Source organism: Sulfurimonas sp. ST-25, from assembly GCF_048079205.1.
GTDB lineage: Bacteria > Campylobacterota > Campylobacteria > Campylobacterales > Sulfurimonadaceae > Thiomicrolovo > Thiomicrolovo sulfuroxydans.
On sequence record NZ_CP182225.1, the window covers coordinates 614,385 to 641,074 of the forward strand.

Sequence of the window (26,690 nt, forward strand, 5' to 3'; positions counted from 1 at the left end):
TTTGTGATAGAATTATAGCCAAGCGCGGCAGGGAGCGTTCCCGCCGCACAAACGAGAGAAACAGGACAGAGAAATTATGGAACAGCAAGGACAAAGCGTCGTTGACAGACTCGGCGGAAAAATTTCACAGGTGATGGCACAGCTGCAGGCACTGAAAGAGGAAAATGAGGTCCTGAAAAACGACCTGATGAACCAGCAGACGCAAAACGACGCCTACCGCGGCCAGATTGAACGCCTTGAAGCGGACAACGCAGCCAAAGAGCGCGAGATCGAAGAGATCGTCAACAAGATCGAGAGTATTCTCGGGTAAGCCGGAGGATCCGGCAAGCGCATGAGCAAAAAAGTCTCCCTCACCGTCAACCGCAGCCGTTTCGATATCGACCTCGACGATGCCTTCGCGGATTTCTTGCTCGATCAACTCGATAAAGATTTCAAACTGGATGCCAACAATGATCTGAAAGTACTGCTGCAGGCATATGTGCGCAAAAACTACGAACTCTTCGAGCTCGAAAGCAGACTTGAAACGATGTTGGCAACAGTGGACGGTAAAAAATAAACAATTCCATTAATCTTTCTATAAGTAAGAAGATTACATAATAACATCAGGTTACGAGTGTGGCCAAAACTTATGTTAAGGAGTCTCTTATGAAAAGAGCTGGTTTTACAATGATCGAATTGATCTTCGTTATCGTTATTCTTGGTATTTTGGCGGCTGTCGCCATCCCGAAACTTGCTGCAACACGTGATGATGCGAAAATTTCTGCCATCATCGGAAATGCGCGTACACTGATCGGTGATATTACTGCAAAGCGTACTGCACTGGGTGAGGCAGACTTTAAACTTGCTCTCTATTCAGATGTTTCCAGTGTTCCTGCTAATAAAGGGGCGTGTGGTACTGCTTATGCTGCAGCTGATAAGCTTGCAGGTACGACTGCCTATTTGTGCGACTCTGACGCTGGTACTGGATGTGTAACGCTCCAAGTTGATGCGAACGGATCCACAATTACAGTTGGCACAAATACAGGTACTACTGTTTGTGATGGTGTCGCTGCTGACCCGGCGATCATTGCGTATAAAGCAACACCGATCAATATGGGTGGATCAACCGTTACTCGCTAATTTTTCTTAACAACCCCCCGGGCTTAAGCTCGGGAGTAATCCCCTTTTCAACCTTCGCTATACACATGTATACTACTGCTGTTTATTATCGCACTTTTTTGTTTTAAGAATGCAATTAGAATTAAAGGTGTAACATGGATATTAAGGGATCAACCATGAAAAAAGCCGCTTTTACGATGATTGAGTTGATATTCGTCATGTTGGTGTTAGGAATTCTTGCAGTCATCGCGATCCCAAGATTAGCGGCGGTGCGTGATGATGCAGAAATATCGAGAATGGCGAGCGATGTTATGACGGGCAGCTTTGAATGTGCTGCTCATGTTGTGGCGAGGGGAGCGGTCGATCCAACGATGTCAAATATGTCTCAAGCGATCAAAAATGTTGTTATTGCTGGAAAAGCGACCGAATCTCCAAGGCATGTCTCATTTATTATGGGAACGATTCCAAACTGTGTCATGCTTGACATTAATCAAAGTAGTGATGGAAATGTTGAAGAGATCCAACTCAGTTATGCGAATGCTGGTAGCGATGATCTCTGTCTCGGGTTACATGATGTTATCGACGAAGGGAAATTTCCCATTCCATTGAAAGGAAGAACCATTGTACGCTAAACGATATGGATTTACAATGATTGAACTTGTTTTTGTTATTGTTGTACTGGGAATTTTGGCGGCTATTGCCATTCCAAAATTTGCAGCGACAAGAGAGGATGCGCAGATATCCAAAGGGGCGGCTGATGTCGCTGCGATCCGTTCCGGAATCATTTCTGTACGGCAGCAATACCTCCTGCGAGGGCAGACATCCTATCCCTCTTCGTTGAGCGGTGCAGGCGTTGCAAGCGGGAAACTGTTTGACGGAAACGGAACAGGGACGATCCTGATGTACGCAGTAACACCCAAGACGGCCGGAGGGCACTGGCGGGGTACCGACCCGAATTATATCTACCAAGTAGGAACGGTGAACTGCGGCTTTACCTATAATAATGCAAACGGTACGTTTAATCTAACGACAACCGGTCAGATATACTGTGACGGGCTTGTCGGTAACTGATGTTGCTACGGCTATTGTGAAACTTTTTTCTCTCCTTTCACGATAGCCAATGCCCTATTTTGAACTCTCTCTTTTAAATACCCCGCTTGGTGCACTGACTTACGCATCTGATACACCTTTGGAGAAGGGGCAAATCATTGAGGTGTCGCTACAGACGAGAAAGCGTCTCGGTATCGTAATGAAGCAGGTGGAACAACCTGCTTTTGAAACCGAAAAGATCACTGCACTACAAAGCGCCTATTTCAAAAATTGGCAAATCGAATTCGCAAGATTTATCTCCGAATACTATTTTTGTTCCCTGGGGGAAGCGCTGGGGCTCTTTGTCCCTTATGACGGATTGTCAAACGAGGTAGATCAGACGCTGTATGGCTCAATTGCACTTTCGAAACGCCAGGAAGAGGTGTTGACTTTTCTGAAAAAGCATCCGGTCTCACTGCTTTTCGGCGATACCGGTTCGGGCAAGACAGAGATCTATATGAAATATTTTGAGGCGATGCTGTCACAGGGAAAACGTTCTTTGTTCCTCATGCCGGAAATCTCGCTGACACCGCAGATGCAGAAGCGCCTGGAGGCGCATTTCGGGGATGCCGTGGTGATGTGGCACTCGAAACTGACGAAGAAGCAGAAAGAGAAAGCACTGATCAAGATTCGTAGCGGAGAGGCGGGGATCATCGCCGGCCCGCGCTCTGCGCTTTTCCTGCCGATCGACGATCTTGGCGTGATCATCGTTGACGAGGAGCATGACGACAGTTATAAATCCTCCTCACGCCCGCGCTACCATGCCCGGGATATGGCGATCTATTACGGGAAACTGCTCAAGATCCCGGTGGTGCTTGGCAGTGCGACCCCTTCACTCAGTTCCTATGTGAAATTCCCCCACTACCGGCTCAAAGGCGGGCATTTTCAGAGCGAGCGCGCGTTTGAGTTTGAAGCACATGCCGAGGGGATTACGCCGAAGATCGAATCGGCCATCGAGGCGACCGTGGCGCAAAAAGAGCAGGCGATGCTTTTTATCCCGACCCGGGCGAATTTCAAATATCTCATCTGCAGCAGCTGCGGCTATACCTATGAGTGCCCTTTTTGCAGTGTCGGGATGAGCGTACACCGCTACCGCCGTCAGGTACGCTGCCACTACTGCGGGTTTGCCGAGGCGATTCCCCAGCACTGTCCCGAATGCCAGACGGGTGACCTTGTCAGTTCGCGTCTGGGCACGGCGGAAGCGGTCGAATATTTCCATGAGCAGCAGCCGCAGTGGCGGGTGGCGCAGTTCGACCGGGACAAGATCACAACCCAGAAAAAGCTCAAAGAGCTGCTGCACGCTTTTAACGAACACGAGATTGATCTGCTTGTCGGGACGCAGATGCTCTCGAAGGGGCATGATTACCATGCAGTGACGCTCGCGGTCGTTTTGGGTCTGGACAACCTTCTCAGTCTCAGCGATTACCGAGCTCGGGAGCGCGCATTGTCGCTTTTGCTGCAGATCGCGGGGCGCAGCGGCCGGAAAAAGGCGGCACGCGTCATTGTGCAGACTTTCAATGCCGAATTCTTTTCCGCCTATGTCGATGCGTATGAACGGTTCTTGGAGGAGGAGAAACTCTTCAGAGAAGGGATGTACCCGCCCTACAAAAAGCTCTGCCGCGTGCTCTTTGCCCACAAAAAAAGCGAGACTGCCGAAGCGGCGATGCGTCAGATGGAAACGGGACTGAAAGTGTTCGACACGGTGGAAATCGTCGGGGCCGGGAAGGCACCGATTGAAAAGATCGCGGGGAAATACCGCTATCAGATTCTGTTGCGCTCCGATAAGAGCACTGACCTGATCCGGGCGCTCAAAACGACGAAGGTGCCGCTGGCCGAGATCGATATGGATCCCATCGAGTTCGGCTAATATCGATTTGAAAGCTCAAACTAACGGCCATCTGGCTAAAATCCCTCTATGATTAAGCGCTATCCTACCAAGCAGATTTATGTCGGAAATGTCCCCGTCGGCGGGGATGCGCCTATTTCCGTTCAGTCGATGACCTACAGCCGTACCCGCGACGTCGAAGCGACGGTTGAACAGATCAACCGCCTTCATTTCGCGGGGTGTGACATTGTGCGTGTCGCCGTCCCGGATATGGAAGATGCGCTGGCACTCAGATCGATCAAGGAACAGATATCTTTGCCGCTTGTCGCCGACATCCATTTCAACTATAAGTTGGCCCTCGTAGCGGCAGAAGTCGTCGACTGTATCCGCATCAACCCGGGCAATATCGGTGAAAAAAGCCGGGTAAAGGATGTCGTCAAAGCCTGCCAGGAACGCAACATCCCGATCCGTATCGGCGTCAATGCGGGCAGCCTGGAAAAACAGTTCGATGCGAAGTACGGCCAGACGGCGGAGGGGATGGTCGCCTCGGCGGAGTACAACATCAAATTTCTCGAAGACCTCGGCTTTACGGATATCAAGGTTTCCCTCAAGGCCAGCGACGTGCAGCGTACCGTCGAGGCGTATCGCCTGCTGCGTCCGAAGAACAATTACCCTTTCCATCTTGGGGTGACCGAAGCAGGCACGAAGTTCCACGCGACGGTGAAGAGTGCCATCGGTCTGGGCACGCTGCTGCTGGAGGGGATAGGCGATACCATGCGCGTTTCCATCACCGGCGAACTCGAAGAGGAGATCAACGTCGGCCGCGCTATTCTCAAAGATTCCGGCGCGGCGGGGGAGGGGCTCAATATTATCTCCTGCCCGACCTGTGGCCGGATCGAAGCGGACCTGGTGAGCGCGGTGGACGAGATCGAAAAGCGCACCAAGCATATCAAGGCCCCGCTCAACGTCTCCGTTATGGGCTGCGTCGTCAATGCCATCGGTGAAGCGCAGCATGCCGACGTTGCGATCGCTTACGGCAAGGGGAGCGGCCTGGTGATGGTGAAGGGCGAAGTTGTTGCGCGCCTGGAGGAGAAGGAGCTGGTGGACAAGTTCGTCGACGAGGTTGAAAAGATGGCGGGAGGGAACGAATAATGGAAGAGAAACTCTACAACCTCGCCTTTGAAAAAGCCGTACTCAGTTCGATCATCTTCGAACCTTCCCAGTTCGAGGAGCTCGAAGCGATTCTGAAGTCGGAGGATTTCTACCTGCCGGCACACCAGGATATCTACGGTGCCATCGTCTCCCTCTCCCGCCGGGACGAGCCGATCGACGAAGAGTTTATCCGCAAAGAGCTCAATGCGAAGAAGAAGTTCGATGAGAACGTGATGCTCGAGATCCTCTCGGCCAACCCGATCTCGAATACGGCGGCCTACATTAAAGAGCTGAAGGATAAATCCCTCAAGCGGCACCTGCTGACCCTGACGACGGAGATCAAGAAGGTCGCGCTCGAAGAGGAGTGGCCCAGCAGCGAAGTCGTGGACATGGTCGAGAAAAAGCTCTACGAGATCACCCAGGATTCGCAGACGAGCGATTTCAAAGACGCCGAGTCGGTGACGATCGATACGATGCGATACATCGAAGAGATGAAGGCGCGCGGTAATTCCGTACTGGTCGGTGTCGATACGGGGTTCGCTGAACTGAACAAGATGACGACGGGTTTCGGCAAGGGGGACCTCGTCATCGTTGCGGCGCGTCCGGCAATGGGGAAGACCTCCTTTGCGCTTAACATGGTGCAGAACCTGCTGCGAAAAGGGAAGGGCGTCGCTTTCTTCTCCCTGGAGATGCCGGCGGAGCAGCTGATGCTACGTCTGCTCTCCGTTGATACCTCCGTCCCGCTGCAGAAACTGCGTGTCGGGGATATGAATGACGAGGAGTGGACAAGACTCGGACAGGCGGTCGAACGGATGCAGTCGAGCAAGCTCTTTGTCGATGACCAGGGCTCGGTCAACATCAACCAGCTCCGTTCCCGTCTGCGCAAGCTCAAGGGGCAGCATCCCGAGATCGAGATGGCCGTTATCGACTACCTGCAGATCATGAGCGGCACGGGCACGCGGGACCGCCACCTGGAGGTCAGCGAAATGTCCCGGGGGCTGAAGATGCTGGCGCGTGAGCTGGAGATGCCCATCGTCGCGCTCTCCCAGCTCAACCGCGGCTTGGAGTCGCGCAACGACAAGCGCCCGATGCTCAGCGATATCCGCGAATCCGGCTCCATCGAGCAGGACGCCGACATCATCCTCTTCGTCTACCGCGACGACGTCTACCTCTACAAGGAGGAGAAAGAGCGTGAAAAGGCCGCGAAGGCCGAGGGCAAGGAGTTTACGCCCACCTATGTCGAGAAGGAGGAAGAGGAGGCCGAGATCATTATCGGCAAGCAGCGTAACGGTCCGACGGGCCATGTCAAGCTGCTCTTCCAGAAGCGGCTGACCCGCTTTATCGACATGCCGACCTATAACGCGACGGAGATCGTTTACGAGAACGTCGATACGAAGAGTGCGGAGATGGATGTCGGCAGCGTTTCCATGCCGACGATTTAACACGCAGACTCTCCATTTTCCCCTTCAAGAAGTTTTGATAGAATAGCTATAAACCAAAATAGTTATTCTATATGAAACTTGAGCCCCCTGCGCTTTTAACCTCCCCGCGGGAAGTGATACTTTCCCTGGGTCTCCTAATCGCTGTTTTTCTCCTCTCCCTGGGCGGGGAGTATCGTGCCTATAAACGGCTGACCCGGTATGACGATGCGGTGATCTTTGCGACCGTCGAGCAGCAGTATGAAAAACGCAAGGCGGAGCGAATCTATCAGGTACTCAAGTTGCGCAGCGAGGCAGGTGCCTCCTTTTATATGACGGCCCCGGCGGCCCTGCGAAACCTGCAGGGGTATGCGGTACGGGTCTGGCTGCGAACGGACCGTCTGGATTTCAGGCACTATCTCAGCGGCTTTTTCGCCCATGGCGCTGTCGATGCCGTCTTGCCGCGACGCCAGTGGAAGTTTCGGGCGGGGGAGTGGTTCGCCGCCCAGCATGACGAGGGACGAAGCGGAGCGCTTTTTGCCGCACTTTTTACGGCAACGCCGCTGCCAACCGAGTTGCGAACGTCCCTGGGGCAGCTGGGCATCAGTCACCTGCTGGCGATCAGCGGCTTCCACCTGGGACTGCTCAGTGTGCTTCTGTTTACACTGCTGCGTTTTCCCTACCGCGCCCTGCAGTCGCGCTGGTTTCCCTGGCGCAACGCGCACAGGGATCTGTTCGCTGTCACGGCAATGATCCTGTTGGGCTATGCCCTCTTTTTGCAACTGCCGCCCTCCGTGCTGCGCGCTTTCGCGATGATGCTCATCGGTTTTTTTCTTTATGACCGCGGCCTCCGGCTGCTCTCGTTCCAATCCCTCTTCATCGCCGCCGTACTCTTGATTGCTATCTGGCCCCGGCTGCTCTTTTCCGTCGGGTTCTGCCTCTCCGTAGCGGGGGTCTATTATATTTTTCTTTTCCTGCACACTTTCGCCGACCGGGGCAAAATATTCACCTTCGTCGGGATGCACGTGTGGGTCTACCTGATGATGCTGCCGATCGCGCTGACGATTTTCGGTACCTTCTCGGCCCTTCACCCGCTCTCTATCCTCTGGACAATGCTCTTTATCCCTTTCTACCCGCTGACGCTGCTGCTGCACGCTGCCGGTGCTGGAGGCGTTCTTGATGCACCGATCGTCTGGATTCTCGAACTGCCAGTATCTGCGGTCAGGGTGGAGGCAGGGTGGTGGCTGCTGATCTCCTGGGGCGCTCTAAGCCTGCTTGCGCTTCCATCCAAGACGGTCAAAATGCTCCTGCCCCTTCTGGCCGCGGCGGTATTTGTAGGCGCGGTCTATCAGGTAGCATAGTTTGAGGCCGTAGACGAAGATGATCCACGATGTATAGATCCAGATGAAGGTGAAGAGAACGATGGAGAAGGAGCCGTAGACAGTCGAATAGGTCTTGTTGTAGAAGATGTAGTAGACGAAACCGTTCTTCGCCAGCGTCCAGACGGCGGCGATGATAAAGGAGGTGATAAAGGAGGCCTTGGTGTCGACGTTGGTGTTGGGCGAGATCTTGTAGATGATGAAGAAAAGCATCCAGACGATGAAATAGGGGAAGAGGCTCACCAGGTTGAACCATGCCGTCGCCCCGTATTCGCCGAGTACGGCGGCGGCCCGGGTCGAGAGGTAGATGGAGAGACCGAAGGCGATCGGGCTCAAAGTTACCAGGGTCCAGTAGGTCGTGACCGACTGCCAGATGGAGCGGCGTTTTGTATGGAAGATCTTGTTGACGATGTACTCGTAGTTTTCGAAAAAGAGCATGGAGGCGACGACGATCATCACGGAACCGACGACGCTGAGTTTGACGGCGTTGCTGAGAAACTCGTCGATATATTGGGAGATCTGTTCGGACTGTACAGGCAGGAGGTTCTCGATGAGAAAGGTTTTCAGATCCGCGTAATACTCCTGGAAACTCGGCATCGTCACCGCGATGGAGAGGATGATCATCAGCAGCGGTATGACGGTGAAGATCGTGTAGAAACTGAGGCTCGAAGCGTAGTAGGTCAGCTCGGAGTCAAGGAGCTGGTTCCAGTAGTAGCGGGCGTGCCGCTTAAAGCGTTTCCAGGAGTAGCGGTGGATGTTCTCTTGCATACGAAGATTGTAGCACAAAGCGCTTTACGGAAGCGGTGCGCAGGGGCGCACCGGGGGAGTATGGGTTAGTCGAGTCCCATCTTGTTCGGGTTGAGGATGTTGTTGGGGTCGAAGGCCTTTTTGATCGCCTTGAAAAGATTCATCTCCTCGTCGGTAAAAGCCATGCCCATGTAGGGGGCCTTCGCCAGGCCGATGCCGTGCTCGCCGCTCAGCGTCCCGCCCATGTCGATGGTGGCCTGGAAAACCTCCTCGATTGCCTTGTAGCCGATTTTGACCTGTTCGGGGTCCTTGCCGTCGACCATGACGTTGGTGTGGACGTTGCCGTCGCCCGTATGGCCGAAGCAGGGGATGTTGATGTTGTACTTGTCGGCGATGGCGTAGAACTTCTCGAGCAGTCCCGGCAGGGCGGAGCGGGGGACGGTGACGTCCTCGTTGAGCTTCTTGCTGCCGTAGACGGCGAGGGACTGGCTGGCGTTTCGGCGCGCGAACCAGAGGTCGGCGGCTTCGGCTTTGTCTTTTGCGATGACGAAGTCCGAACAGCCGTTCTCGCGGAAGACCTTCTCGATCTGGGCGAGCTGGAAGTCCAGGTCGGGTTCGAGGTTGCCGTCAACGTCGGTGACGAGGATGGCACCGGCATCGACGGGAAGGCCCTTGTTGAAGGTCTGCTCGACGGCACGGATGGTGAGGTTGTCGAGGAACTCCATCGCCACCGGGGTGACACCCGAGGCCATCGTTTTGTAGACCGCTTCCATCGCTTCCGTGACGGAGGGGAAAACCCCCATTGCCGTCTTGGTCATTTTCGGTTTGGCGATCAGTTTGAGGGTCACCTCCGTCGTGACGGCCAGGGTCCCCTCCGAGGCGATGAGGATCCCTGCGATGTTATAGCCCGCGACATCCTTAATGGTCCGTTTGCCCGCCTTGATGACGTCGCCGTTGGGGAGCACCGCCCTAATGGCCATGACATAGTCCTTGGTGATGCCGTATTTCGCCGCCCGCATACCGCCGGCGTTCTCGCTGACGTTGCCGCCGATCGTGGAGTAGTCCTGGCTGGCCGGGTCCGGCGGATAGAAAAGCCCGACCGCTTCGACGGCGCGCTGCAGGTCCATGTTGATGACCCCTGGCTGTACGACGGCGACCATATTCTGCATGTCGATCTCGAGGATCTTGTTCATATGCTTTTCAAAGGCGAGGACGATCCCGCCGTGGCTGGGAAGCGCCCCGCCAGTAAAGCCGCTTCCTGCGCCGCGGGGAACGATGACGATGCCGTGTTCGTCGCAGTAGCGCAGGATGTCGCTGACGTCCTGCTCATGGCGCGGGAAGAGGACGGCATCGGGTTCGAAACGTTCGCGGGTCGCATCGTAGGAGTAGGCGAGAAGATGCGCTTTGTCGCTGTAGATGTTGTCGTCGCCGACAACGGCGGCGAAGTGCTGCAGGTGCTTGGGATCGATCATGGCTGGCCCTTCAGGTCAAATTCGTCTAATAATTGCTTATCGGCGCTTGGATGCGACTGAATAAAGTCGTATAGTTTCTGCGAGTGCGGGTTGTTTTCAACGAGCAGTTCGAGGTAATAGGGTTCATAGGCATCGAGCCTGCCGCTGCCGCTGCCGAACCAGTTGGCGTCGATCTCTTTAACCCGGGTGTAGAAAGGGAGCAGCGGCTTCTCATAACTCAGACCGGCCTGGGTGACCTGCAGCAGGCTCAGGCTCTGGCAGTCCAGGGTGAAGAGGGTGTCGTCAAGGTAGAGGAAGAGCAGACCCGTCGTGGCAACGGTGCAGAATCCGGCCAGGTCCTCTTTGAGCGGCGTCGGATGTCCCCGGTAGGAGAGGTAGGTTGCCAGGGTATCGGGATGCATCCAGTCGACACTGCCGAGCTGTTCCGTCAACTTGAAGTAGGTGGCACGCGTCGGGGCGATCAGTACACCGCGGGTATAAGCGAAGGCGAGGATGACCTCGTCACCTGCTTGGGGCTGCCACTCGCCGCGCGGCAGGGAGTTTTGCTGCAGACCGCTGTATTCGGAAAAGGCGACGGTCAGGACACCGGCCGCGTCGTCATAGCGCTCGGCGACGGCATTGGCGATGATCGCACTGTGCTCCGGCGTAAAGTGGCGGACGACAAAACCGCTGACGCCCGGTTCGACGCGCGCCGTCTTGATCGTACCGGACGCATTCTCGGCGGAGACGCTTTCGAGGGAGAGGTGCAGTGCGCCGGCATGAAGAAACCCTAAAAATAACGGAAGAATATAGAAGACTCTTATCACTGAAAACCTTGCAATCTAAATGGGCAAAAATTATAGCCTAGCGTTGATAAATGGGCTCTTTATACCCTTTAGAGCTGGGCTTTAGGACGAATCTGCTACCCTTTCACATCCGTTGGATGGAGGTGAGATTTGGTTCGGGTCTTTTGGCTGCTTTTGGCGCCCCTGGTGCTGTTGGCGTCGTCGGTGGAAACGTACAAATGGAGCGAGGGCGAGAGCTATCTGATGTTCCTGGAGCGTCTCCATCTTCCGCAGGCGCTTTATTACGATATCGACAGCGACGACCAGAAGCTGACGGAGGAACTTCGAACCGGCATGCCCTATCAGGTGATGCATGACCGAAACGGCACGATTGAACAGGTGCTCATTCCCGTCTCCGACGAATTGCAGCTGCATCTTTACCGCAAAGCGGCCACTTACGCATTTGAAGCAATCCCGGTGATCGCGTCGACTGAGCAGGAGTCGATCACGCTCTCCATTGAAAACTCCCCCTATTACGATATTCTCAAAGCGACAGGTTCCCGCTCATTGGCGCATACCTTCGTCGCCGGGTTCAAAAACTCCCTGAACTTCCGCCGGGATCTGCGAAAAGGGGACCGGCTGGTGATGGTCTATACGCAGAAGTACCGTCTTGGAAGCCCTTTCGGCATGCCGGAGTTGAAGGTCGGTATGATTGAAATGCGGGGGAAACGGCATTCGGTCTACCTGAACAGCGATGAGCGCTATTATGATGAAAAAGGGCGCCAGGTAGAGGGATTCCTGCTCTCCAGACCCGTTCGAAACGGCCGGGTGAGTTCCGGGTTTACGCTGCGCCGCTTCCACCCGATTCTCAAACGCTACCGTGCCCACCTCGGGGTGGATTACGCCGCGCCGCGGGGCACGCCGGTCTTGGCTGCCGGCAGCGGAACCGTTATCTTCGCAGGACGGACGCGCGGGTATGGCAATCTTATCAAGGTCCGTCACGGGGACGGGTATGTGACGCTGTATGCCCACCTGAAGGCACTCAAAGGCGGTATCCGCAGCGGTAAACCGGTCAAGCAGGGCCAGGTGATCGGCTACGTGGGCAGCACGGGGCTTTCGACCGGGCCGCACCTCCATTTCGGCCTCTATAAGAACGGCCGGGCGATCAATCCGGCACGGGTGGTCCAGGTGACAACGAAACAGCTCGGCGGCAAGGCACTTAAAGCCTTCAAAGGCCGGATGGCAAGTCTTGATACCAAGGTCGAGGAAGTGCTTGCGCACCCGACGGAGGCTGTGAAAGTGGAGACGATCGACAACGCCTGCTATATCGATCCCGAAAGCTGCCGTCCGCTGAAAAAGGGGGAGATTAATGAAACACATCAGTGAGATCAAGCATGCGTTCGAGCAGTTCCTGCTGGCCAAGACGGAACATCTTCCCCACGCCAGCGAGATCGCTTACCTGCTTAAAAATGTTCACAAGGATAACCCGGAGGATTTCCGCGGAATGCTCGGCCGGATCCCCCAGGATGTCCGGGGAGAGGTCCTGCTCGAACTGCCCGAAAAGCTCAAAGAGGATGCGATCGAGCACTACTCCAGTGACGAGCTCGCCGAGGCGGTCGAAGGGCTGGATTCGGACGACGCCGCAGAGCTGATCGAGGATATCGTCGATTTCGACGAAGATAAGTCCGAGGCCGTTTACGAACAGCTCGACGAGGAAGACCGCGAAGATATCGACAAGATCCGCAGCTACGAAGATGACCAGGCCGGTGCGTGGATGCAGACGGAGCTTTTCGAAGCGACCCTTGACGAGACGGTACGCGATGCGATCGCCCGGCTCAAACGGCTCAAAGAAGAGGGCGAACTGGAGAATGTCCACCAGCTTTACATCGTCAATGACGAGCACCGCCTGGTTGCGACCGTTGCACTGGAAGACATGATCCTGATGGATTTCGAGCAGACGTTCCGTGCGCAGATGGGGCCCAAAGAGTTCCGATCGGTCGAGGCGACCGACGACATCGACGAAGTGGCAACGATCTTCGAACAGTACGACGTCGCCGTGCTGCCGGTTGTCGACCACGACAGCCGTCTTGTCGGGCGGATCACCTCGGACGATATCTTCGACGTCATCGAAGAGCGTGCCACCGAGCAGATCTATAACCTCGCCGGGGTCAACGACGAGGTTGAGCAGGAAGAGGGTATCAAAGGGGTTTTCAAAAACCGTGCAAGCTGGCTCTTTGTTAACCTCCTGACGGCCATCCTCGCTTCGGCGGTCATTGGCCTGTTCGATGCGACGATCGCGGCCTATGTCCCGCTGGCGATTCTGATGCCCATTGTCGCATCGATGGGGGGCAACGCGGGCACGCAGACCCTGACGGTCATGGTACGCCAGATGGCGTTGGGGGACATCGAGTTCGGCAACGCCAAATCGGCGCTCTACAAGGAGATCGCCGTTGCGCTGCTCAACGGGCTGCTTTTTGCTTTGATTATGGGGCTGATCGCCTGGGCCTGGTTCCAGCTTCCGCTCTTGGGAATGGTCATCGGGATGGCGATGATCATCAACCTTTTTATCGCCGGCTTTTTCGGTGCTTCCATCCCCCTGCTGCTCAAGCGCCTCAACATCGACCCGGCGGTCGGCTCGACCGTCCTGCTGACGACGGCGACGGACGTCTTCGGCTTCTTCAGCTTCCTCGGACTCGCCAAGATTATCCTTCTTTGATTTTTCATTGAAGGGTTTGGCTCCCTTGTAAACATTTCTATAAGATCATTGATATTTGACGGTGCGGAAGAGCGCCATAGATGCATGCCCCCGAGGGAGTACATTTATGGCATGAGTCCATTGCTAAAGCAGGCATGGCGTCAGCGAAGTAGCCGAGCTTTTCAAGTAAATCTCGCGAGGCGAAGGGTCGCTTTTACAGTTTGTAAAAATAAATGAAGTGCGGTTGACTGCACGCGCCCCGGAGGAAGTGCCCTTGGGGTATGAGCCCGCTGCTGAAGCGGACACAGCGTCAGCGTAGCCGGAGGGGCTTTCAAGGAAACATCGCGTTGCGAGCGGTACCCTTGTTTGGCTCCTGCGGCGTTAGAATTTATAAGAGACGTTGGCGTAGAAGTAACGCCCCGGTTCGTTCAGCAGCATGACGTCCCCGGCGGGATCGAGGCTGAGCAGCGTCAGGTCTTTATAGGTGTTCGAAACGGCGTAGGTCGCGTTGAACACGTTGTCGACGCCGGCGATCAGACCGAAGTTACGGTTGATGCGGTGATCGATTTTGAGGTTCATGACCGCCCAGGCGCCGATAGCCTGTTCACCGTTCTCCGCATCGTAACGGTCCCACTGGTGTGCGGCGACGCCTTCGATGGTGGCCAGACTGTCGTCACGATAGTTCCAGTTGAGCGCCAGGTGGCCTTTGAGCGGCGGAATATCGGCAAGGTTGGTGCCGTTCTGGTCTCTGAGCGCACTGTCTTTCTTGCCGTACTGGTATGCCGCACCGAAGTCGACGTAGACGGAATCGCTGGCAAACCATGTACCGGCGATTTCGGCACCCCAGATCGTGGCGTCGATGTTCTCGAACTTGTTCTGCATGATCGTCGGCGTGGCGTTATAGTAGATATAGTCCTTCAGGCGGCTGTAAAAGAGGCGCGTCTTCAGGTTGAAATTGCTGTAGGTGTTCGTCATCCCCAGGTCGGCTTCGTAGTTCGTCGTCTGGTCAAGATCGGGCGTACCGACGATCATGCCGCTTTTCTGGAAGTAGAGCTCGCGGGCGTCCGGGACGCGGGAGGCCATACCGATCCCGCCGAAGAAGCCGAGGCTCTCCGTCAGGGAGTAGTCCGCAAAAAGGTTGAGGCCGACGGAGGTGTAGTCATTGTCCTGCAGGGCGGGATTTCCCGAGGTGATGGCCGTATCGTCATAACGCAGCCCCAGCTTGTAGGCTGCATTGGTATAGCGTTTTTCCAGTTCGGCGAAAAAGGCGACGTTGCGGGTGTCGGCATCGTTGATGCTTGGGCCCATATAGGTGCCGTTCATGTCATAAGCGCCATCCCAGTTACGCAGGCTGCCGTCGAGGCCGAGGGTCAGATCCAATGTGTCCGAAAGTGCCGTCGTGTTTTTGAGCGTCGCCCCCTGGATCGTGGAAGTGAGGTGGTTGGTCATTGTCCCCATCATCATGGAGGATTTGCGCCATTCTGTCCACATCGGGTGGTCGACGTAGGAGTAGTAGTAGGTGGCGCGGAGCTCCTTGGACCAGCTGGTCAGATCCGTGGCCACGTACTGGACGTTGTAGAGGTCCGAGTTGTCATAGCGGGCATCCATCCCGGAGTTGGGGTAGAGGACACCGTCGCTGCGGTTGCCGGTGTAGCCGAGGCGGAGTTCCTGGTTCTCGGCCAGGTTGACAAAGAGTTTTGCCATTACGGAGCGTTTTGCGTAGGCGCTGCGGTCGCGTTCGGAGGGGAGGTAGGCATTCGGAGCCTTGGCCGTGCCCGCGGCAACGGCGTTGTCGATCTGGTCGGCGAAGGTGTTTCCGCTGCCGTCCTCGTACTGGCCGCTCCATTCGCCCGAGACGCCGATCAGCGCGCGGACCGTATCGTTACCGCCTGTGAGGGTGCCGGCGACTTTCGAGTAGCCGAAGCTGCCGAGCCCGGCGTTGAAATTGCCGTGTACTCCTTTGTCCGGCTGGACGGTGTCGACGGTCACAAGACCGCTGAGCGTTCCGGCGTGTTCGACGTCATACGGCCCTTCGATGATACTGATCGAGGCGATGTTGTTCGTGATGACGTGCGAGGTCGGCGGGTCCATACGGTTGGGGCAGGCGCCGTAGATCTTGCCGCCGTCGACGATGACGTTGATGTTGTCGCGCTTCTGGCCGCGCAGGATGATATCGTTGGCGATACCGCTGCGGCGGACCAGGGTGATGCTCGGCACCTGCTTGGCCAATGCCTCGGCGGTGTCGGCGGATTTGATCTCTTCGGTGTTAACGTCGCTGAGCGATGAACTTTCGACGACGATGCTGCCGAGCGTCGCTACGTCGCTGTCCGTGGCGTTGTTCTCTACCGTTTCATTGGCCAGCAGTGCGGCCGCGGCCAGCGAAACCAATACTGTTTTCTTCATTCTTGTCCTTCATTCAATTACATTCAAAACCGTCAATAGTAGAGCAAAAGTGTTAGGAGTCTGTTAAATGCTTATCGCTTCGCAGAGGATGCGTTACAATGGCGCCCATGAATGACAAAACGAAACAGATCATCAAAATCGTCCTGCTGCTCGCCGGGTCGGCCTTTTTTCTTTTTCAGGGTTTTTCCCTGCTCTTCACGGAGCAGGACGTGACGCCGGAGAAGGTCGAAGCCGTTATGCAGGGCAGCGCAGAGTAACGCAGGCGGGGAACTGCATCGTTACGCAGTGCAGCGAACCGTGCTGCCGGATCAGGACGCTGCAGTCGATACCGATGACCTCCCGGTCGGGGAAGAGGCGTCTGAAAATCGCCAGTGCTTCGTCGTCGTGGGGGTCGTTGTAGACCGGGACAAGGATGGCGCCGTTGATGATGAGGAAGTTCGCGTAGGTCGCCGGCAGCCGTTCGTCCTCAAAATGGATCGCCTCGGTCATCGGCAGAGGGACGAGACGGAAGGGCTCGCTACGGTCATTGCGCAGCGCCTGTAGCTCCCGCTCCATCGTCTGCAGTGCCTCGTAGTGCTCGTCGGCAGCATCCGTGCATTGGACGTAGCAGATGGTGTCGGCGTCGCAGAAGCGGGCGAGGGTGTCGATGTGGCTGTCGGTGTCGTCCCCGGCGAGGTAGCCCGAGGTGAGCCAGAGGGTCCGTTTGACGCCCAGGGTCTCGGAAAGCACGGCTTCAATCTCCGCGCGGCTTGTCAGGGCCGTGTTGCGGTTGGGGTTGAGCAGGCACGCTTCGGTGACGAGCAGCACTCCTTCGCCGTTGCTCTCGATCCCGCCCCCTTCGAGGATGAAGCGGTGCGAGGCAACCGGGGCATCGTAGCATCCGGCAATCGCAGCGGTCATGGCACTGTCCCTGGCCGCTTCGAACTTGCCGCCCCACCCGGTAAAGGTGAAGTCCTGGATCAGGCACCCTGTCTCCGTTTCGACGGTGATGCCGCTGCAGTCGCGGGCCCAGGTATCGTCGGTCTTGTACGCTGTGAAACAGCGGTTCGCGCCCGGGGCGACGTAACGCTGGACCCGGGCGATGTCGTCGCAGACGATCAGGCAGGGTTGGTAGCGGGAAACGGCCTCGGCGATACGGGCAAACGTAAGGCATGCTTCATCCAGATAGGGGGCCCAGTCGCTGGCGGCGTGGGGGAAGATCAGCTGGACGAAGGACTGGGGTTCAAACTCGGCGGGGAGACGTTTCGGCTGGGGCACTGCTGGGCTCGCTATATTCAATTTATGACATTATAATGTCGTATGGCTTTTATCACCCTAGACCGCAAAGCGTTTCACCACAATCTCAATATGATCTCCAAACAGCTCCAGAGCCGTGACAAGATCGCACTGGTCCTCAAGGACAATGCCTACGGGCACGGGTTGAAGCAGATCGCGCAGGTCGCGAGCAAATACGGGATCACCCGGGCCGTCGTCCGCAGCATTGACGAAGCGGAGCAGGTCCGGGACAAGTTCCATTACATCCTCGTCCTTGCGGATACGCCCTCAGTGCTGATGCCCGCGTACTGTTTTACCATAAATGCGATGGAGCAGATCAAGAGCTTTCCCCCCGGCAGCCGGGTGGAGCTCAAGGTCGATACAGGGATGCACCGCAACGGGGTCCCGCCGCACCTGCTGCATCACGCTTTTGAAAAGATCAGCAAAAACGGCTTGAAGCTCGAAGGGGTAATGACCCACCACCGCAGTGCGGATGAGATGGGAAGCGAATATTTCTGGCAGCGCCACACCTTTGAAAGCGTCAAGCGCGAAGCCCTGATGCTGGCCAAACGCTACGGCTTCACGAAGCTCCGCTTTCACTCCGCGAACTCCGCGGCGACCTTTAGAAGCCACGAGGGACATGATGATATGGTGCGTGTCGGTATCGCGGCGTACGGCTGTCTGGAGATGCCCGAGGGCCTGCCGCAGCCGGACCTGCTCCCGATTCTTTCGCTCTGGGGCGAAAAGATCTCCCAGCGGCGGCTCAACCAGGGCGAACGCGTCGGATACGGCGGGTGTTTCAGTGCCGATCGTCAACTGCAGGTCAGCAACTACGACGTCGGGTATGCCGACGGGCTGCTGCGGACGGCCTCGAACCGCTACAGCGCCCCCGGCGGCGAAAAAATGCTGGGGCGCGTCTCCATGGACAACTGCAGCTTTGCCGGCGACGCGGACGAGTTGCTCATCTTCAACGATGCCCGCAGCTACGCGCAGGCGGCCGGGACCATCTCTTACGAGGTCCTTGTCGGCCTGGACCCCCGCTTGCCGCGCAAGATCATCGAGTAGCGCTTAAAGAAGTGTTTACCCGGTGACTTTGATCACCGCTTCGGCGAAGACCACTCCGTCGATCCCCTCGAACGCCATCGCCTCGATCTGCGCCTCATCTTCGATATAGGTCAGTACCTTCGCATCGAAAAGGTAGGTCTCCGCGACCTTCTGCACCGAAGGAGCCAGGGTGCTCTCGACCAGGATAAAGCGCGCACCGCTGTTTTCGGCAAAGAGCGCTTCTTTGACCGAGGCAGCTTCGAGGGCGAAGGGGATGTCGTTCGCTTGACAATAAGAAACAAGGTCGAGGTTGGACGGGTCCCATGCGAAAAGTACCGTGCTGCCCGCGGGGGTCGCCGCAATCGCTTCGGGACCGTCGATGTGGTAGAAAGATTCCGATGCCAGATGCGGGTGGCCGAAGATCAGCATTTCAGGCACCCTCCATGCAGCTTTTTGAACAGTAGTATTTTCCCTCTTTGATAAAGGCTTCCTTGACGCTGACGAAGACGCCGCAAGCTTCACAGGGCACCATCGTGTCATCGTCACTCTTTTTGGAAGTAGTGTCGGACTTCGGTTGCTTCGCGACCGGCGTACTTTTTTTGAAGAAGATGAAATAGACGGCGGCGATGACGCCGAGGACGAGCAGGATTTTCAAGAGCATGCGGTCTCCTTGGGAGGGTTGATAAGAAGGTAGTGGCGTTCCTCGGTCTCGATGATGCGGAAGGGCAGATCCTCCGGCACTTCGTTATAGACGTTTTCGCCCTTGTAAAAGAGCAGCATCGTTGCCGCATCCCGGTAGGGGGTGCTGAGGTTCAGGAGCATCCCGGTATCGGTCACGGCCCGGGAGGTGATGAGGTCGAAGCGCTGATCGGGAAGCGCCTCGACGCGGCAGTTGGCCACGGTGACGTTCTCCAGGTTCAGCGTCGCTTTGACGAACTGCAGGAACCCGGCGCGTTTTTGCAGCGGTTCGACCAGGGTCCAGTGGGTCTGCGGCTGCGCCATTGCGAGGATCAGCCCGGGGAACCCCGCACCGGTCCCGATATCCATCGCCGTCGCCACCGGCGGCAAAAAGGTAACGGGGTAGAGGGCGTCGTAGAGGTAATACTCTACTGTCGCGGCATCCTTGTAGCCACTGAGGTTATGGACCTTGTTCCACTGCAGGAGCAGGTCGCGGTAGCGCTCCAGGTGGGAGAACAGCTGCGCGGGGGCATCGGGGAGGGCGGTGATCTTCTGGGCGAATGTCATGATTAAAAGAGGTGCCCCATCTGCTCTTTTTTGACCTGCAGATAGTTTTCGTTGTGCTCGTTGGGGTCAATGACGATGGGCAGGCGCTCGACGATCTCGACCCCCTCGATGGCGTTGATCTTCTGGGGGTTGTTGGTCAGCAGGCGGATCTTTGTAATCCCGTAGTGGGCCAGGATGAACTGGACCATTTCGTAGGTACGTTCGTCGGCCGCAAACCCCAGCTGATGATTGGCCGCGACGGTGTCGAAGCCTTTGTCCTGCAGGGCGTAGGCGTTGATCTTGTTGAGCAGCCCGATGTTACGTCCCTCCTGTCGCAGGTAGATGACGATGCCGCCCTCTTTTTCGATCATGTTGAGGGCATAGGCGAGCTGGTCGCCGCAGTCGCACTTGAGACTGCCCAGTGCGTCGCCGGTAAGGCACTCGGAGTGGACCCGTACGACCGGGGTGTCGCCGAAAGGCTCCCGCAGGATCGCCAGGTGCTCTTTATGGCCCTGTTTGAAGGCTTGGACTTTAAACTTCCCGAAACGGGACGGGAGGTTGGCAACATCAGAAATCTTTATATTTTGAAGCAAAAACAGTTCTTTAACGATGGAATTGTTACAATGCGATTATAGCAAAATTGTCAAGGGTGAACATGTTCCAACGTTTCCGCCGTAACCGGCTCAATTCCCATCTGCGTGCTCTGGTGCGCGAATACCACGTCCGTGCGGACGATTTTATCTATCCTCTTTTCGTGCGTTCGGGCGAAGGGATCAAGACGGAAGTCGCCTCGATGCCGGGCGTATTCCAGATGAGTATCGACGAAGCCATCCGCGAGTGCGAAACGCTCAAGGCACTGGGGATCTACTCCATTATCCTCTTCGGGATTCCCGACGTCAAAGACTCCGTGGGCTCCGATGCGCTGGATGAGAACGGCATCATCGCCACGGCCGTCAAAGCAATCAAGCGGGCCCACCCCGAGATGTTCGTCGTCACGGACCTCTGTTTCTGCGAGTACACCGACCACGGCCACTGCGGTATCATCGACCATGTGCACGAGACCGTCGACAACGACGCGACGCTCGCCATCTCCGGCCAGCAGGCGATCATCCATGCCCAAGCGGGCGCGGATATGATCGCGCCCTCGGGCATGATGGACGGGATCATCGAGACCCTGCGCACGGCGCTTGACGGCAGCGGGTACGAGAACCTGCCGGTCATGAGCTACTCGACGAAGTTCGCCAGCGGCTACTACGGCCCGTTCCGCGATGTCGCGGAATCGACGCCGTCGTTCGGGGACCGCGCCACCTACCAGATGGACCCGGCCAACCGCCGCGAGGCGATCGCCGAGAGCATCGCGGACGAGATGCAGGGCGCGGATATCTTGATGGTCAAGCCTGCGCTTGCCTACCTTGATATCATCCGCGACATCCGCGAAGCGACCTCTCTTCCGCTCGCGGTCTACAATGTCAGCGGCGAATACGCCATGCTCAAACATGCAGGAGCGGCCGGCTTGATTGATTACGAGCGGGTGATGATGGAGACGATGCTTGGCTTCAAACGCGCCGGCGCGGACATCATTATCAGCTACCACGCCAAAGAGGTAGCGGGGCTGCTGTAGCCTTTTTCGCACTTTACGATATAATGGGCGCTTTCATTCCGGGGAAACCCGTTACGCCGTGAGCAGAAAATGCGACACTTTTTAACCCTCAGAGATTACACCAAAGAGGAGATCCTCTCCATCATCGACCTCGGACTGCAGATCAAGTCCGAGTGTAAACGCCGCGAACACAAGCCCTATCTGGACAAGCAGACGCTGGCGATGATCTTCGAGAAGAGTTCGACGCGGACCCGGGTCAGTTTCGAGACCGGGATCTACCAGCTCGGCGGACAGGGGCTCTTCCTCTCCAACCGCGACATCCACCTGGGCCGTGGCGAGCCGGTCAAAGATACGGCCCGCGTCATCTCCTCCATGTGCGACATGGTGATGATCCGTACCTTCGAGCAGAGCATGCTCGAAGAGTTCGCCTCCTTCTCCAAGGTCCCCGTCATCAACGGCCTCACGGACAGCTACCACCCGGTGCAGCTACTGGCGGATTATATGACGATGATCGAACACGGTCAGGCGGAAAATCCTGTTGTTGCCTATGTCGGCGACGGCAACAATATGACTCATTCGTGGCTGATGCTCGCCGCCAAGCTCGGTTTTGAACTGCGCGTGGCGACGCCGAAGGGGTATGAAGTCGACGGGGCGATCCTTGCGGACGCCCTGGAGATGGCAAAGACGAGCGGTGCCGTCATCAAGGTCGGGAACGACCCGAAAGAAGCTATTGCCGGTGCGACGGTCGTGACGACGGACACCTGGGCCTCGATGGGTCAGGAAGACGAAAAAGAGCAGCGCATCCGCGATTTCGCCGGCTACATCGTCGACGAAGCGAAAATGGCGCTTGCCGCAGAAGATGCGATCTTCCTGCACTGCCTGCCGGCCTACCGGGGGCAGGAGGTGAGCGAAGGGGTCCTCGAAGGCCCCCAGAGTGTGATCTTCGACGAGGCGGAGAACCGCCTTCATGCCCAAAAAGGATTGATGGTCTGGCTCGATCGGGCGCGTTAAAATCTGTTTAATTGACTTTGGTCCGCCTACGCCCTATAATAGTTTTAATCATATTTAAACTGTTAAAAAGGGACCAAGGTTATGAAACGTATTGCCGCGACTCTACTGATGTTTGCCGCTTTCGGCGCCTCGACGTACGCTACGGAGGCCGCCCCCGAACTCAATTCACAATATCACGACTCAAGCAAGTGCAAATCCTGCCACGCCGCCATTGTTAATGAATGGTCCGGTTCCTATCACGCCAAATCACATTATAAACATGACGAGTACCTCCGCCAATCGATGGAGTACTACGCCCGCAAGACGCGCAAGCCCATCAATGCCGTGAAGGTGGAGTGTGCCGCCTGCCATAACCCCCGCGTTGCCGTGACGTCGACGGACATCAACTACCAGATCGATGTCCTGATGGGGCTGGATGAGGGGAGCGAGGTCAATGCCGCGGTCAGCGACAGTTCGCTTTCAGAGGGGGTCAACTGCCTGGTCTGCCACAACGTCGACAGTATCAAGCATGACCTCCCGGCGGACAAGCGGGGCGTGCACCGGATCCAGTGGAACCCGGTCGGCATTATGAGCGGTCCGATCGAGGACGCGAAGTCCCCCTACCACAAGACACAGTACCGCGACTTCTTCGGCAAGGACCCGAAACAGCTCTGTTTCGTCTGCCACGCCAATGACCGTTCTACGGAGAACCTCGTCTTTGCCAACACGCAAAAAGAGTACAAGGATACGACGAAGCAGTGTGCCGACTGCCATATGAGCCCGAAAAAGGAGGGGGTCGCGTCGAACCTTCCGATCGACAACGGCAAACCGAAGAAGCGCATGATCCGCGAACACGGCTTTGTCGGTGCCCATACGAACTGGCTCTGGCAGGATGCCCTGGGGATTGAAGCGAAAAAGAGCGGCGACAGCTTTATCGTGACGCTCAGCAATGAGAACCCTCACAATATTCCGACGGGCTTCGGTGCGCGGGAGCTGATCCTCGACGTCATCTACCGCAGCGGTTCCAAAGTGATCGAAACGAAGAGCATCTCGATGACCCAGCACTATACGGACAAACGGGGCAAACCGACGATCCCGCACCTGGCGGCTGGCTCGACAGATGATATGTCCGTCCCGGCACGAGGTTCAAAGACGTTCAAAGTCCCGATGGTCAAAGGGGCCGGACAGGTGACCTTCGAACTGCACTACCGCCTGGTGAATGACGAAATCCGCTCACTGCTTGAGCTGAAAGAACCACAGTGGAGCGAGAAGAAGTTTATCAACCGTACGACGATCAGGCTCTAAAGCGGGGCCGGGGAACCCGCTTAGCGGTTAATGAGCTTGATCATCACTTCATCGTCCGCGGTCTCGGCGGGGCGGAAGAAGTGTTTTCCGCAGAACTCCTCATTGATGGTTCTGCACAATCCTTTGGCATAGATCATCGCGGCATCTTTGGTATCAAACGACATTTCCGAATCAATGTTTCTCGCATCTTTGAAGCATCCGCACTCTTTTTCCAACTTTACCGTAACCATTGTTCTTTCCTTATCGTGGTGTTTTACAGAGATAAAACTGCGGATGCATAGGCTATTCTACAGCGGGGTATAAAAGGCCCGGGAAAGGTGTTAATCAGACAGAAGAGTGGGGGGAGATAACAGCGACGGAGATGCCGCGAGTCTTCGTGGTGTGATGAACGGCTCAGCCGTTCATCGCCATGTTGATGGTCATTTCGTTGTCCGCCGTTTCAGTAACGCGGAAAGCGTGTTTCTGGCAGAAGGTCTCGTTCATATCGCTGCAGAGCTCCTGGGCATACAGGAGGGCGTCATCTTTGTTCTCGAAGGTCTTGACCGCTTCATAGTCCGAGCGTTTGAAGCAGCCGCACTCTTTTTCCATTTTAACTGTAATCATTTCTCTATCCTCAATGAAATTCAGGAGCAGCATTCTACAGGGGATGGTTTAAGGGGGAGTAAAAAATTGGAGTCAGGTCGCCCGGGATGGGCGCGGTGTCAGTATGCGGCGCCGGTGACGCTGCGGACCTTCTCCGTGATCTCGCGGGCGGCTTCGCTGGCCTTGGCCGCGCCGGCTTTGAGAATGTCGCGGACCTCGTCCTGGTGCGCTTCGTAATAGGCGCGCTTTTCACGGTAGGGGCGGAAATGTTCCCAGATCACCTCTGCCAGGTAGAGCTTGAAGTGGCCGTGCCCTTCGCCGCCGCGTTCGTAGCGTTCCTGGAGCGCGAGGCACTCATCCTCGTCGAGGAAGAGCTTGGCAATGTTGTAGACGTTGCATCCGCGCCACTCTTTGGGCTCTTCCATCGGGACGGCTTCGGTGACGATCTTCTTGATCGTCTTGAGCTGGGCTTTCTCGTCGCCGAAGATATTGATCGTGTTGCCGTAGCTCTTGCTCATCTTCTGTCCGTCGATGCCCGGGACCGTCGCCACGTTTTCGTCGACACGGAATTCGGGCAGTTTCAGGATGTCGCCGTAGGCGTTGTTGAAACGGATGGCGATATCGCGGGCGATCTCGACGTGCTGGATCTGGTCCTTGCCGACGGGGACGACGTCGACGTCATAGAGCAGGATGTCGGCCGCCATCAGCACCGGGTAGGCAAAGAGGCTGTGGTTGGCGGAGATCCCCTTGGCGACCTTGTCCTTGTAGCTGTGGGCGCGCTCGAGCAGCCCCATCGGGGTGAAGGAGGAGAGGAACCAGTAGAGCTCGAGCACCTCTTTGACGTCGCTCTGGACCCAGAAGGTCGATTTCTCTGGGTCGATACCCAGGGCGAGGAAGTCGGTGGCGGCCTGCATCGTCAGTTCGGAAAGGCGCCGGCCGTCTTGGACCGTCGTCATAGCGTGATAGTTGGCGATAAAGGCAAAAACCTCGTTCTCCGCCTGCGAATCGACCATGGCTTTGATCGAGCCGAAATAGTTGCCGATATGCAGGTCACCGGAGGGTTGGATGCCCGTAAAAACTCTCATTGCTTCTCCTCTTTTAGTCGCGGCATTATAGCGTAAGAGGTTGAAAAGGGGCGCAGCGCCCCGCTGACGGCGGAATATTTGATGTCAATTTAGATATCTTCTGTTATACTTTTTTTATCCCAAAAAGAAAAAGGATTTACGATGAATACTCCTATTCGCACAAAAGATATTACATTGACGGACAATACCCGCGACCACGTTCTGAAAGCCAAAGAACAGTTCATGAAATTCGGACTCGATATTACGACGATCAATGTACTGCTGAGCAAAGTCAAAAACGGCGTTGAAGCAGAATTCGATATCCATATCGCCCATAACACACCGGTTGTAATTACGCAGCAAGACGCCGACCTTGATGCGGCGATCGATATGGCCGTCGAGCGTGCGAATAAAGCCCTCCGCCGTCTGCACGACAAACTCAAATCCCACCGCGGACCGGGCCTCAAAGACATCGAGGTTCAGGAGGCCTAAGGGTCATGGAAAAGCGCAAAGTGGTCTGCCCCCACTGCGGGCAGGTCAATGCCGTCCCGGTCAAAGAGACCTACGCCAAGGCCAACTGCGGCCACTGCAGACACTCCCTGCTCGATACGAAACCCATCGCCCTCGATCCAAGCGCCTTCGACAACCAGATCGCCAACAGCGACATTCCGGTCATCGTCGATTTCTGGGCACCGTGGTGCGGCCCCTGCCGCATGATGGCCCCGGCGTTCGAGGAAGCGGCTTCCTCCTTCGTGCTGAAAGCCCGTTTCGCGAAGGTCAATACGGAAGAGCAGCAGGCGTTGGCATCGCGCTTTCATATCCAGTCCATCCCCACACTGATCGTCTTCAAAGAGGGGTGGGAAGTCGACCGGGTTTCCGGTGCTCTCAGCGCCGAACAGCTCCGGCAATGGGTCGGGCGTTTTCTCTGATATAATGCTGCCCCATGAAACGGGGCATGACATTGAAACTACTTCTTCTACTTCTACTCTCTTTAACACTGGCAACGGCAGACGACAATGTGACCGCGGACGATAACGATTATTCCGTGCGGGTCGGATACGGTTTCTCCGATGAAAGCGATCTCGGTGAAATTATCTCGTTGATGGGCAACCAGCACCCGGCTGACACGTCGGCGGGCGGTGTCGAGTTCGGATACCGCTTTTCCCGTGATACATGGGGACTTCCTCTGGACTTCTACCTTAAAGGGGGCGTGAACCGTTTCTTCGAGAATGGCTACCAGAACGACTTTATGGAGATGACCCTTTATATCAAGGCCTACTGGAACTTCCGGCCGTGGGAGCGCACGATCCGCCTCGGGTTCGGGGAGGGTGCCTCTTATGCCTGGGGCATTCCCTACGTCGAGAAACTCGAAGCCCAGGCCGAAGGCGATCACAACTCGCGCTTTCTCAACTACCTCGACATCTCCCTCGATTTCGACCTGGGGCGCATGGTCGGCTACCGGCCGCTATACGACACCTATGCCGGGTACGCCCTCAAGCACCGTTCGGGCATCTACGGGGCGATCAACGGTGTGCGCCGCGGCGGATCGAACTACAACCTCTGGTATGTTGAACACAACTTTTAG

The 26,690-nt window shown here is 56.3% G+C and carries 31 protein-coding genes; 19 read left to right on the forward strand and 12 right to left on the reverse strand.

The window, feature by feature from the left end; translation table 11 throughout:
• Positions 1 to 76: 76 nt before the first annotated feature.
• The 9 genes from ACM66T_RS03090 (at position 77) to ACM66T_RS03130 (ending at position 7,943) form a co-directional block, all read left to right on the forward strand.
• On the forward strand, positions 77 to 310 hold the full coding sequence (locus ACM66T_RS03090; RefSeq protein WP_231020334.1) for a hypothetical protein: 234 nt from the start codon (positions 77 to 79) through the stop codon (positions 308 to 310).
• A gap of 21 nt (positions 311 to 331) precedes the next feature.
• Positions 332 to 556, forward strand: coding sequence for a hypothetical protein (locus ACM66T_RS03095; RefSeq protein WP_416768764.1), 225 nt, complete (start codon positions 332 to 334; stop codon positions 554 to 556).
• 89 nt (positions 557 to 645) lie between these two features.
• Positions 646 to 1,119 (forward strand): type II secretion system protein, encoded by a 474-nt coding sequence (locus tag ACM66T_RS03100; protein WP_231020336.1) that lies wholly within the window; start codon positions 646 to 648, stop codon positions 1,117 to 1,119.
• 155 nt (positions 1,120 to 1,274) lie between these two features.
• Positions 1,275 to 1,730, forward strand: coding sequence for a type II secretion system protein (locus ACM66T_RS03105; RefSeq protein ID WP_231020337.1), 456 nt, complete (start codon positions 1,275 to 1,277; stop codon positions 1,728 to 1,730).
• A 16-nt stretch (positions 1,731 to 1,746) separates the two neighbouring features.
• The gene (locus tag ACM66T_RS03110) at positions 1,747 to 2,169 is read left to right on the forward strand and encodes a type II secretion system protein (protein WP_231020338.1); all 423 of its coding nucleotides are present in this window, start codon (positions 1,747 to 1,749) and stop codon (positions 2,167 to 2,169) included.
• Positions 2,170 to 2,218: 49 nt separating this feature from the next.
• Entirely contained in the window at positions 2,219 to 4,054 is a 1,836-nt protein-coding gene (locus ACM66T_RS03115) for a primosomal protein N' (protein ID WP_231020339.1), read from the forward strand.
• 48 nt (positions 4,055 to 4,102) lie between these two features.
• A complete protein-coding gene (gene ispG, locus ACM66T_RS03120) occupies positions 4,103 to 5,164 on the forward strand; it encodes a flavodoxin-dependent (E)-4-hydroxy-3-methylbut-2-enyl-diphosphate synthase (protein ID WP_231020340.1) in 1,062 nt (353 codons plus the stop codon).
• A complete protein-coding gene (locus ACM66T_RS03125) occupies positions 5,164 to 6,606 on the forward strand; it encodes a replicative DNA helicase (RefSeq protein ID WP_416768765.1) in 1,443 nt (480 codons plus the stop codon). Before ispG ends, ACM66T_RS03125 begins: the two co-directional genes overlap by 1 nt.
• A gap of 71 nt (positions 6,607 to 6,677) precedes the next feature.
• The gene (locus tag ACM66T_RS03130; protein WP_416768766.1) at positions 6,678 to 7,943 is read left to right on the forward strand and encodes a ComEC/Rec2 family competence protein; all 1,266 of its coding nucleotides are present in this window, start codon (positions 6,678 to 6,680) and stop codon (positions 7,941 to 7,943) included.
• Here ACM66T_RS03130 and ACM66T_RS03135 read toward each other — a convergent pair.
• The 3 genes from ACM66T_RS03135 to ACM66T_RS03145 all read right to left on the reverse strand — a co-directional run bounded on the left by ACM66T_RS03135 (position 7,848) and on the right by ACM66T_RS03145 (position 10,986).
• On the reverse strand, positions 7,848 to 8,729 hold the full coding sequence (locus ACM66T_RS03135) for a YihY family inner membrane protein (RefSeq protein ID WP_416768767.1): 882 nt from the start codon (positions 8,727 to 8,729) through the stop codon (positions 7,848 to 7,850). The genes ACM66T_RS03130 and ACM66T_RS03135 overlap by 96 nt on opposite strands.
• Before the next feature lie 65 nt (positions 8,730 to 8,794).
• Positions 8,795 to 10,180 (reverse strand): FAD-linked oxidase C-terminal domain-containing protein, encoded by a 1,386-nt coding sequence (locus tag ACM66T_RS03140; RefSeq protein ID WP_231020344.1) that lies wholly within the window; start codon positions 10,178 to 10,180, stop codon positions 8,795 to 8,797.
• Positions 10,177 to 10,986: a plasminogen-binding N-terminal domain-containing protein gene (locus ACM66T_RS03145; protein WP_231020345.1), complete on the reverse strand. Its 810-nt coding sequence runs from the start codon at positions 10,984 to 10,986 to the stop codon at positions 10,177 to 10,179. Before ACM66T_RS03145 ends, ACM66T_RS03140 begins: the two co-directional genes overlap by 4 nt.
• A gap of 129 nt (positions 10,987 to 11,115) precedes the next feature.
• On the opposite strand from ACM66T_RS03145, the gene ACM66T_RS03150 reads away from it, so the two are divergent.
• Positions 11,116 to 12,330: a peptidoglycan DD-metalloendopeptidase family protein gene (locus ACM66T_RS03150; RefSeq protein WP_416768768.1), complete on the forward strand. Its 1,215-nt coding sequence runs from the start codon at positions 11,116 to 11,118 to the stop codon at positions 12,328 to 12,330.
• Positions 12,314 to 13,660 (forward strand): magnesium transporter, encoded by a 1,347-nt coding sequence (gene mgtE, locus ACM66T_RS03155; RefSeq protein WP_231020347.1) that lies wholly within the window; start codon positions 12,314 to 12,316, stop codon positions 13,658 to 13,660. Before ACM66T_RS03150 ends, mgtE begins: the two co-directional genes overlap by 17 nt.
• 360 nt (positions 13,661 to 14,020) lie before the next feature.
• On the opposite strand, the gene ACM66T_RS03160 is transcribed toward mgtE, so the two are convergent.
• Positions 14,021 to 16,042: a TonB-dependent receptor gene (locus tag ACM66T_RS03160; protein ID WP_231020348.1), complete on the reverse strand. Its 2,022-nt coding sequence runs from the start codon at positions 16,040 to 16,042 to the stop codon at positions 14,021 to 14,023.
• A 107-nt stretch (positions 16,043 to 16,149) separates the two neighbouring features.
• Between ACM66T_RS03160 and ACM66T_RS03165 the strand changes: the two genes are divergently transcribed.
• Positions 16,150 to 16,299: a hypothetical protein gene (locus ACM66T_RS03165; protein ID WP_231020349.1), complete on the forward strand. Its 150-nt coding sequence runs from the start codon at positions 16,150 to 16,152 to the stop codon at positions 16,297 to 16,299.
• Here ACM66T_RS03165 and ACM66T_RS03170 read toward each other — a convergent pair.
• Positions 16,277 to 17,320 carry an agmatine deiminase family protein gene (locus ACM66T_RS03170; RefSeq protein WP_416768769.1) on the reverse strand — a complete coding sequence of 348 codons (1,044 nt, stop codon included), beginning with the start codon at positions 17,318 to 17,320 and terminating at the stop codon, positions 16,277 to 16,279. The two genes, ACM66T_RS03165 and ACM66T_RS03170, sit on opposite strands and share 23 nt — an antisense overlap.
• Before the next feature lie 21 nt (positions 17,321 to 17,341).
• On the opposite strand from ACM66T_RS03170, the gene ACM66T_RS03175 reads away from it, so the two are divergent.
• The gene (locus tag ACM66T_RS03175) at positions 17,342 to 18,361 is read left to right on the forward strand and encodes an alanine racemase (RefSeq protein WP_231020351.1); all 1,020 of its coding nucleotides are present in this window, start codon (positions 17,342 to 17,344) and stop codon (positions 18,359 to 18,361) included.
• Between the two features lie 15 nt (positions 18,362 to 18,376).
• On the opposite strand, the gene ACM66T_RS03180 is transcribed toward ACM66T_RS03175, so the two are convergent.
• The 4 genes from ACM66T_RS03180 to ribA are packed head-to-tail and all read right to left on the reverse strand — an operon-like array spanning position 18,377 to position 20,157.
• On the reverse strand, positions 18,377 to 18,769 hold the full coding sequence (locus ACM66T_RS03180; RefSeq protein WP_231020352.1) for a hypothetical protein: 393 nt from the start codon (positions 18,767 to 18,769) through the stop codon (positions 18,377 to 18,379).
• A 1-nt stretch (position 18,770) separates the two neighbouring features.
• Complete coding sequence (locus ACM66T_RS03185; protein ID WP_231020353.1) at positions 18,771 to 19,001, reverse strand: PP0621 family protein; 231 nt, start codon at positions 18,999 to 19,001, stop codon at positions 18,771 to 18,773.
• Positions 18,992 to 19,585 carry a 16S rRNA (guanine(527)-N(7))-methyltransferase RsmG gene (gene rsmG / locus ACM66T_RS03190; RefSeq protein ID WP_231020354.1) on the reverse strand — a complete coding sequence of 198 codons (594 nt, stop codon included), beginning with the start codon at positions 19,583 to 19,585 and terminating at the stop codon, positions 18,992 to 18,994. Before rsmG ends, ACM66T_RS03185 begins: the two co-directional genes overlap by 10 nt.
• A gap of 2 nt (positions 19,586 to 19,587) precedes the next feature.
• A complete protein-coding gene (gene ribA, locus ACM66T_RS03195; protein ID WP_231020355.1) occupies positions 19,588 to 20,157 on the reverse strand; it encodes a GTP cyclohydrolase II in 570 nt (189 codons plus the stop codon).
• Positions 20,158 to 20,219: 62 nt separating this feature from the next.
• Between ribA and hemB the strand changes: the two genes are divergently transcribed.
• The 3 genes from hemB to ACM66T_RS03210 all read left to right on the forward strand — a co-directional run bounded on the left by hemB (position 20,220) and on the right by ACM66T_RS03210 (position 23,459).
• Entirely contained in the window at positions 20,220 to 21,185 is a 966-nt protein-coding gene (gene hemB, locus ACM66T_RS03200; RefSeq protein WP_231020356.1) for a porphobilinogen synthase, read from the forward strand.
• A gap of 69 nt (positions 21,186 to 21,254) precedes the next feature.
• Positions 21,255 to 22,175 carry an ornithine carbamoyltransferase gene (argF, locus tag ACM66T_RS03205; protein ID WP_231020357.1) on the forward strand — a complete coding sequence of 307 codons (921 nt, stop codon included), beginning with the start codon at positions 21,255 to 21,257 and terminating at the stop codon, positions 22,173 to 22,175.
• Positions 22,176 to 22,256: 81 nt separating this feature from the next.
• On the forward strand, positions 22,257 to 23,459 hold the full coding sequence (locus tag ACM66T_RS03210; RefSeq protein ID WP_231020358.1) for a cytochrome c family protein: 1,203 nt from the start codon (positions 22,257 to 22,259) through the stop codon (positions 23,457 to 23,459).
• A 20-nt stretch (positions 23,460 to 23,479) separates the two neighbouring features.
• Here the strand turns inward: ACM66T_RS03210 and ACM66T_RS03215 are convergent, their stop codons facing one another.
• The 3 genes from ACM66T_RS03215 to trpS form a co-directional block, all read right to left on the reverse strand.
• Complete coding sequence (locus tag ACM66T_RS03215) at positions 23,480 to 23,689, reverse strand: hypothetical protein (RefSeq protein ID WP_231020359.1); 210 nt, start codon at positions 23,687 to 23,689, stop codon at positions 23,480 to 23,482.
• Between the two features lie 163 nt (positions 23,690 to 23,852).
• The gene (locus tag ACM66T_RS03220; RefSeq protein ID WP_231020360.1) at positions 23,853 to 24,062 is read right to left on the reverse strand and encodes a hypothetical protein; all 210 of its coding nucleotides are present in this window, start codon (positions 24,060 to 24,062) and stop codon (positions 23,853 to 23,855) included.
• 98 nt (positions 24,063 to 24,160) lie between these two features.
• On the reverse strand, positions 24,161 to 25,126 hold the full coding sequence (gene trpS / locus ACM66T_RS03225) for a tryptophan--tRNA ligase (protein ID WP_231020361.1): 966 nt from the start codon (positions 25,124 to 25,126) through the stop codon (positions 24,161 to 24,163).
• A gap of 141 nt (positions 25,127 to 25,267) precedes the next feature.
• On the opposite strand from trpS, the gene hpf reads away from it, so the two are divergent.
• From hpf to ACM66T_RS03240, 3 genes are read left to right on the forward strand one after another with little or no spacing between them, the layout of a single operon-like run.
• Positions 25,268 to 25,597 (forward strand): ribosome hibernation-promoting factor, HPF/YfiA family, encoded by a 330-nt coding sequence (hpf, locus tag ACM66T_RS03230; RefSeq protein WP_231020362.1) that lies wholly within the window; start codon positions 25,268 to 25,270, stop codon positions 25,595 to 25,597.
• Between the two features lie 5 nt (positions 25,598 to 25,602).
• Positions 25,603 to 26,034: a thioredoxin TrxC gene (gene trxC, locus ACM66T_RS03235; RefSeq protein WP_416768770.1), complete on the forward strand. Its 432-nt coding sequence runs from the start codon at positions 25,603 to 25,605 to the stop codon at positions 26,032 to 26,034.
• Between the two features lie 14 nt (positions 26,035 to 26,048).
• Positions 26,049 to 26,690 (forward strand): hypothetical protein, encoded by a 642-nt coding sequence (locus tag ACM66T_RS03240; RefSeq protein ID WP_231020364.1) that lies wholly within the window; start codon positions 26,049 to 26,051, stop codon positions 26,688 to 26,690.

Bases quoted from the DNA above. Each gene is read 5' to 3' on its own strand.
- ACM66T_RS03090 (WP_231020334.1), top strand. From the start codon at position 77: ATGGAACAGCAAGGACAAAGCGTCGTTGACAGACTCGGCGGAAAAATT.
- ACM66T_RS03095 (WP_416768764.1), top strand. From the start codon at position 332: ATGAGCAAAAAAGTCTCCCTCACCGTCAACCGCAGCCGTTTCGATATC.
- ACM66T_RS03100 (WP_231020336.1), top strand. From the start codon at position 646: ATGAAAAGAGCTGGTTTTACAATGATCGAATTGATCTTCGTTATCGTT.
- ACM66T_RS03105 (WP_231020337.1), top strand. From the start codon at position 1,275: ATGAAAAAAGCCGCTTTTACGATGATTGAGTTGATATTCGTCATGTTG.
- ACM66T_RS03110 (WP_231020338.1), top strand. From the start codon at position 1,747: ATGATTGAACTTGTTTTTGTTATTGTTGTACTGGGAATTTTGGCGGCT.
- ACM66T_RS03115 (WP_231020339.1), top strand. From the start codon at position 2,219: ATGCCCTATTTTGAACTCTCTCTTTTAAATACCCCGCTTGGTGCACTG.
- ispG (WP_231020340.1), top strand. From the start codon at position 4,103: ATGATTAAGCGCTATCCTACCAAGCAGATTTATGTCGGAAATGTCCCC.
- ACM66T_RS03125 (WP_416768765.1), top strand. From the start codon at position 5,164: ATGGAAGAGAAACTCTACAACCTCGCCTTTGAAAAAGCCGTACTCAGT.
- ACM66T_RS03130 (WP_416768766.1), top strand. From the start codon at position 6,678: ATGAAACTTGAGCCCCCTGCGCTTTTAACCTCCCCGCGGGAAGTGATA.
- ACM66T_RS03135 (WP_416768767.1), bottom strand. From the start codon at position 8,729: ATGCAAGAGAACATCCACCGCTACTCCTGGAAACGCTTTAAGCGGCAC.
- ACM66T_RS03140 (WP_231020344.1), bottom strand. From the start codon at position 10,180: ATGATCGATCCCAAGCACCTGCAGCACTTCGCCGCCGTTGTCGGCGAC.
- mgtE (WP_231020347.1), top strand. From the start codon at position 12,314: ATGAAACACATCAGTGAGATCAAGCATGCGTTCGAGCAGTTCCTGCTG.
- ACM66T_RS03160 (WP_231020348.1), bottom strand. From the start codon at position 16,042: ATGAAGAAAACAGTATTGGTTTCGCTGGCCGCGGCCGCACTGCTGGCC.
- ACM66T_RS03165 (WP_231020349.1), top strand. From the start codon at position 16,150: ATGAATGACAAAACGAAACAGATCATCAAAATCGTCCTGCTGCTCGCC.
- ACM66T_RS03175 (WP_231020351.1), top strand. From the start codon at position 17,342: ATGGCTTTTATCACCCTAGACCGCAAAGCGTTTCACCACAATCTCAAT.
- ACM66T_RS03180 (WP_231020352.1), bottom strand. From the start codon at position 18,769: ATGCTGATCTTCGGCCACCCGCATCTGGCATCGGAATCTTTCTACCAC.
- ACM66T_RS03185 (WP_231020353.1), bottom strand. From the start codon at position 19,001: ATGCTCTTGAAAATCCTGCTCGTCCTCGGCGTCATCGCCGCCGTCTAT.
- rsmG (WP_231020354.1), bottom strand. From the start codon at position 19,585: ATGACATTCGCCCAGAAGATCACCGCCCTCCCCGATGCCCCCGCGCAG.
- hemB (WP_231020356.1), top strand. From the start codon at position 20,220: ATGTTCCAACGTTTCCGCCGTAACCGGCTCAATTCCCATCTGCGTGCT.
- argF (WP_231020357.1), top strand. From the start codon at position 21,255: ATGCGACACTTTTTAACCCTCAGAGATTACACCAAAGAGGAGATCCTC.
- ACM66T_RS03210 (WP_231020358.1), top strand. From the start codon at position 22,257: ATGAAACGTATTGCCGCGACTCTACTGATGTTTGCCGCTTTCGGCGCC.
- ACM66T_RS03215 (WP_231020359.1), bottom strand. From the start codon at position 23,689: ATGGTTACGGTAAAGTTGGAAAAAGAGTGCGGATGCTTCAAAGATGCG.
- ACM66T_RS03220 (WP_231020360.1), bottom strand. From the start codon at position 24,062: ATGATTACAGTTAAAATGGAAAAAGAGTGCGGCTGCTTCAAACGCTCG.
- trpS (WP_231020361.1), bottom strand. From the start codon at position 25,126: ATGAGAGTTTTTACGGGCATCCAACCCTCCGGTGACCTGCATATCGGC.
- hpf (WP_231020362.1), top strand. From the start codon at position 25,268: ATGAATACTCCTATTCGCACAAAAGATATTACATTGACGGACAATACC.
- trxC (WP_416768770.1), top strand. From the start codon at position 25,603: ATGGAAAAGCGCAAAGTGGTCTGCCCCCACTGCGGGCAGGTCAATGCC.
- ACM66T_RS03240 (WP_231020364.1), top strand. From the start codon at position 26,049: ATGAAACGGGGCATGACATTGAAACTACTTCTTCTACTTCTACTCTCT.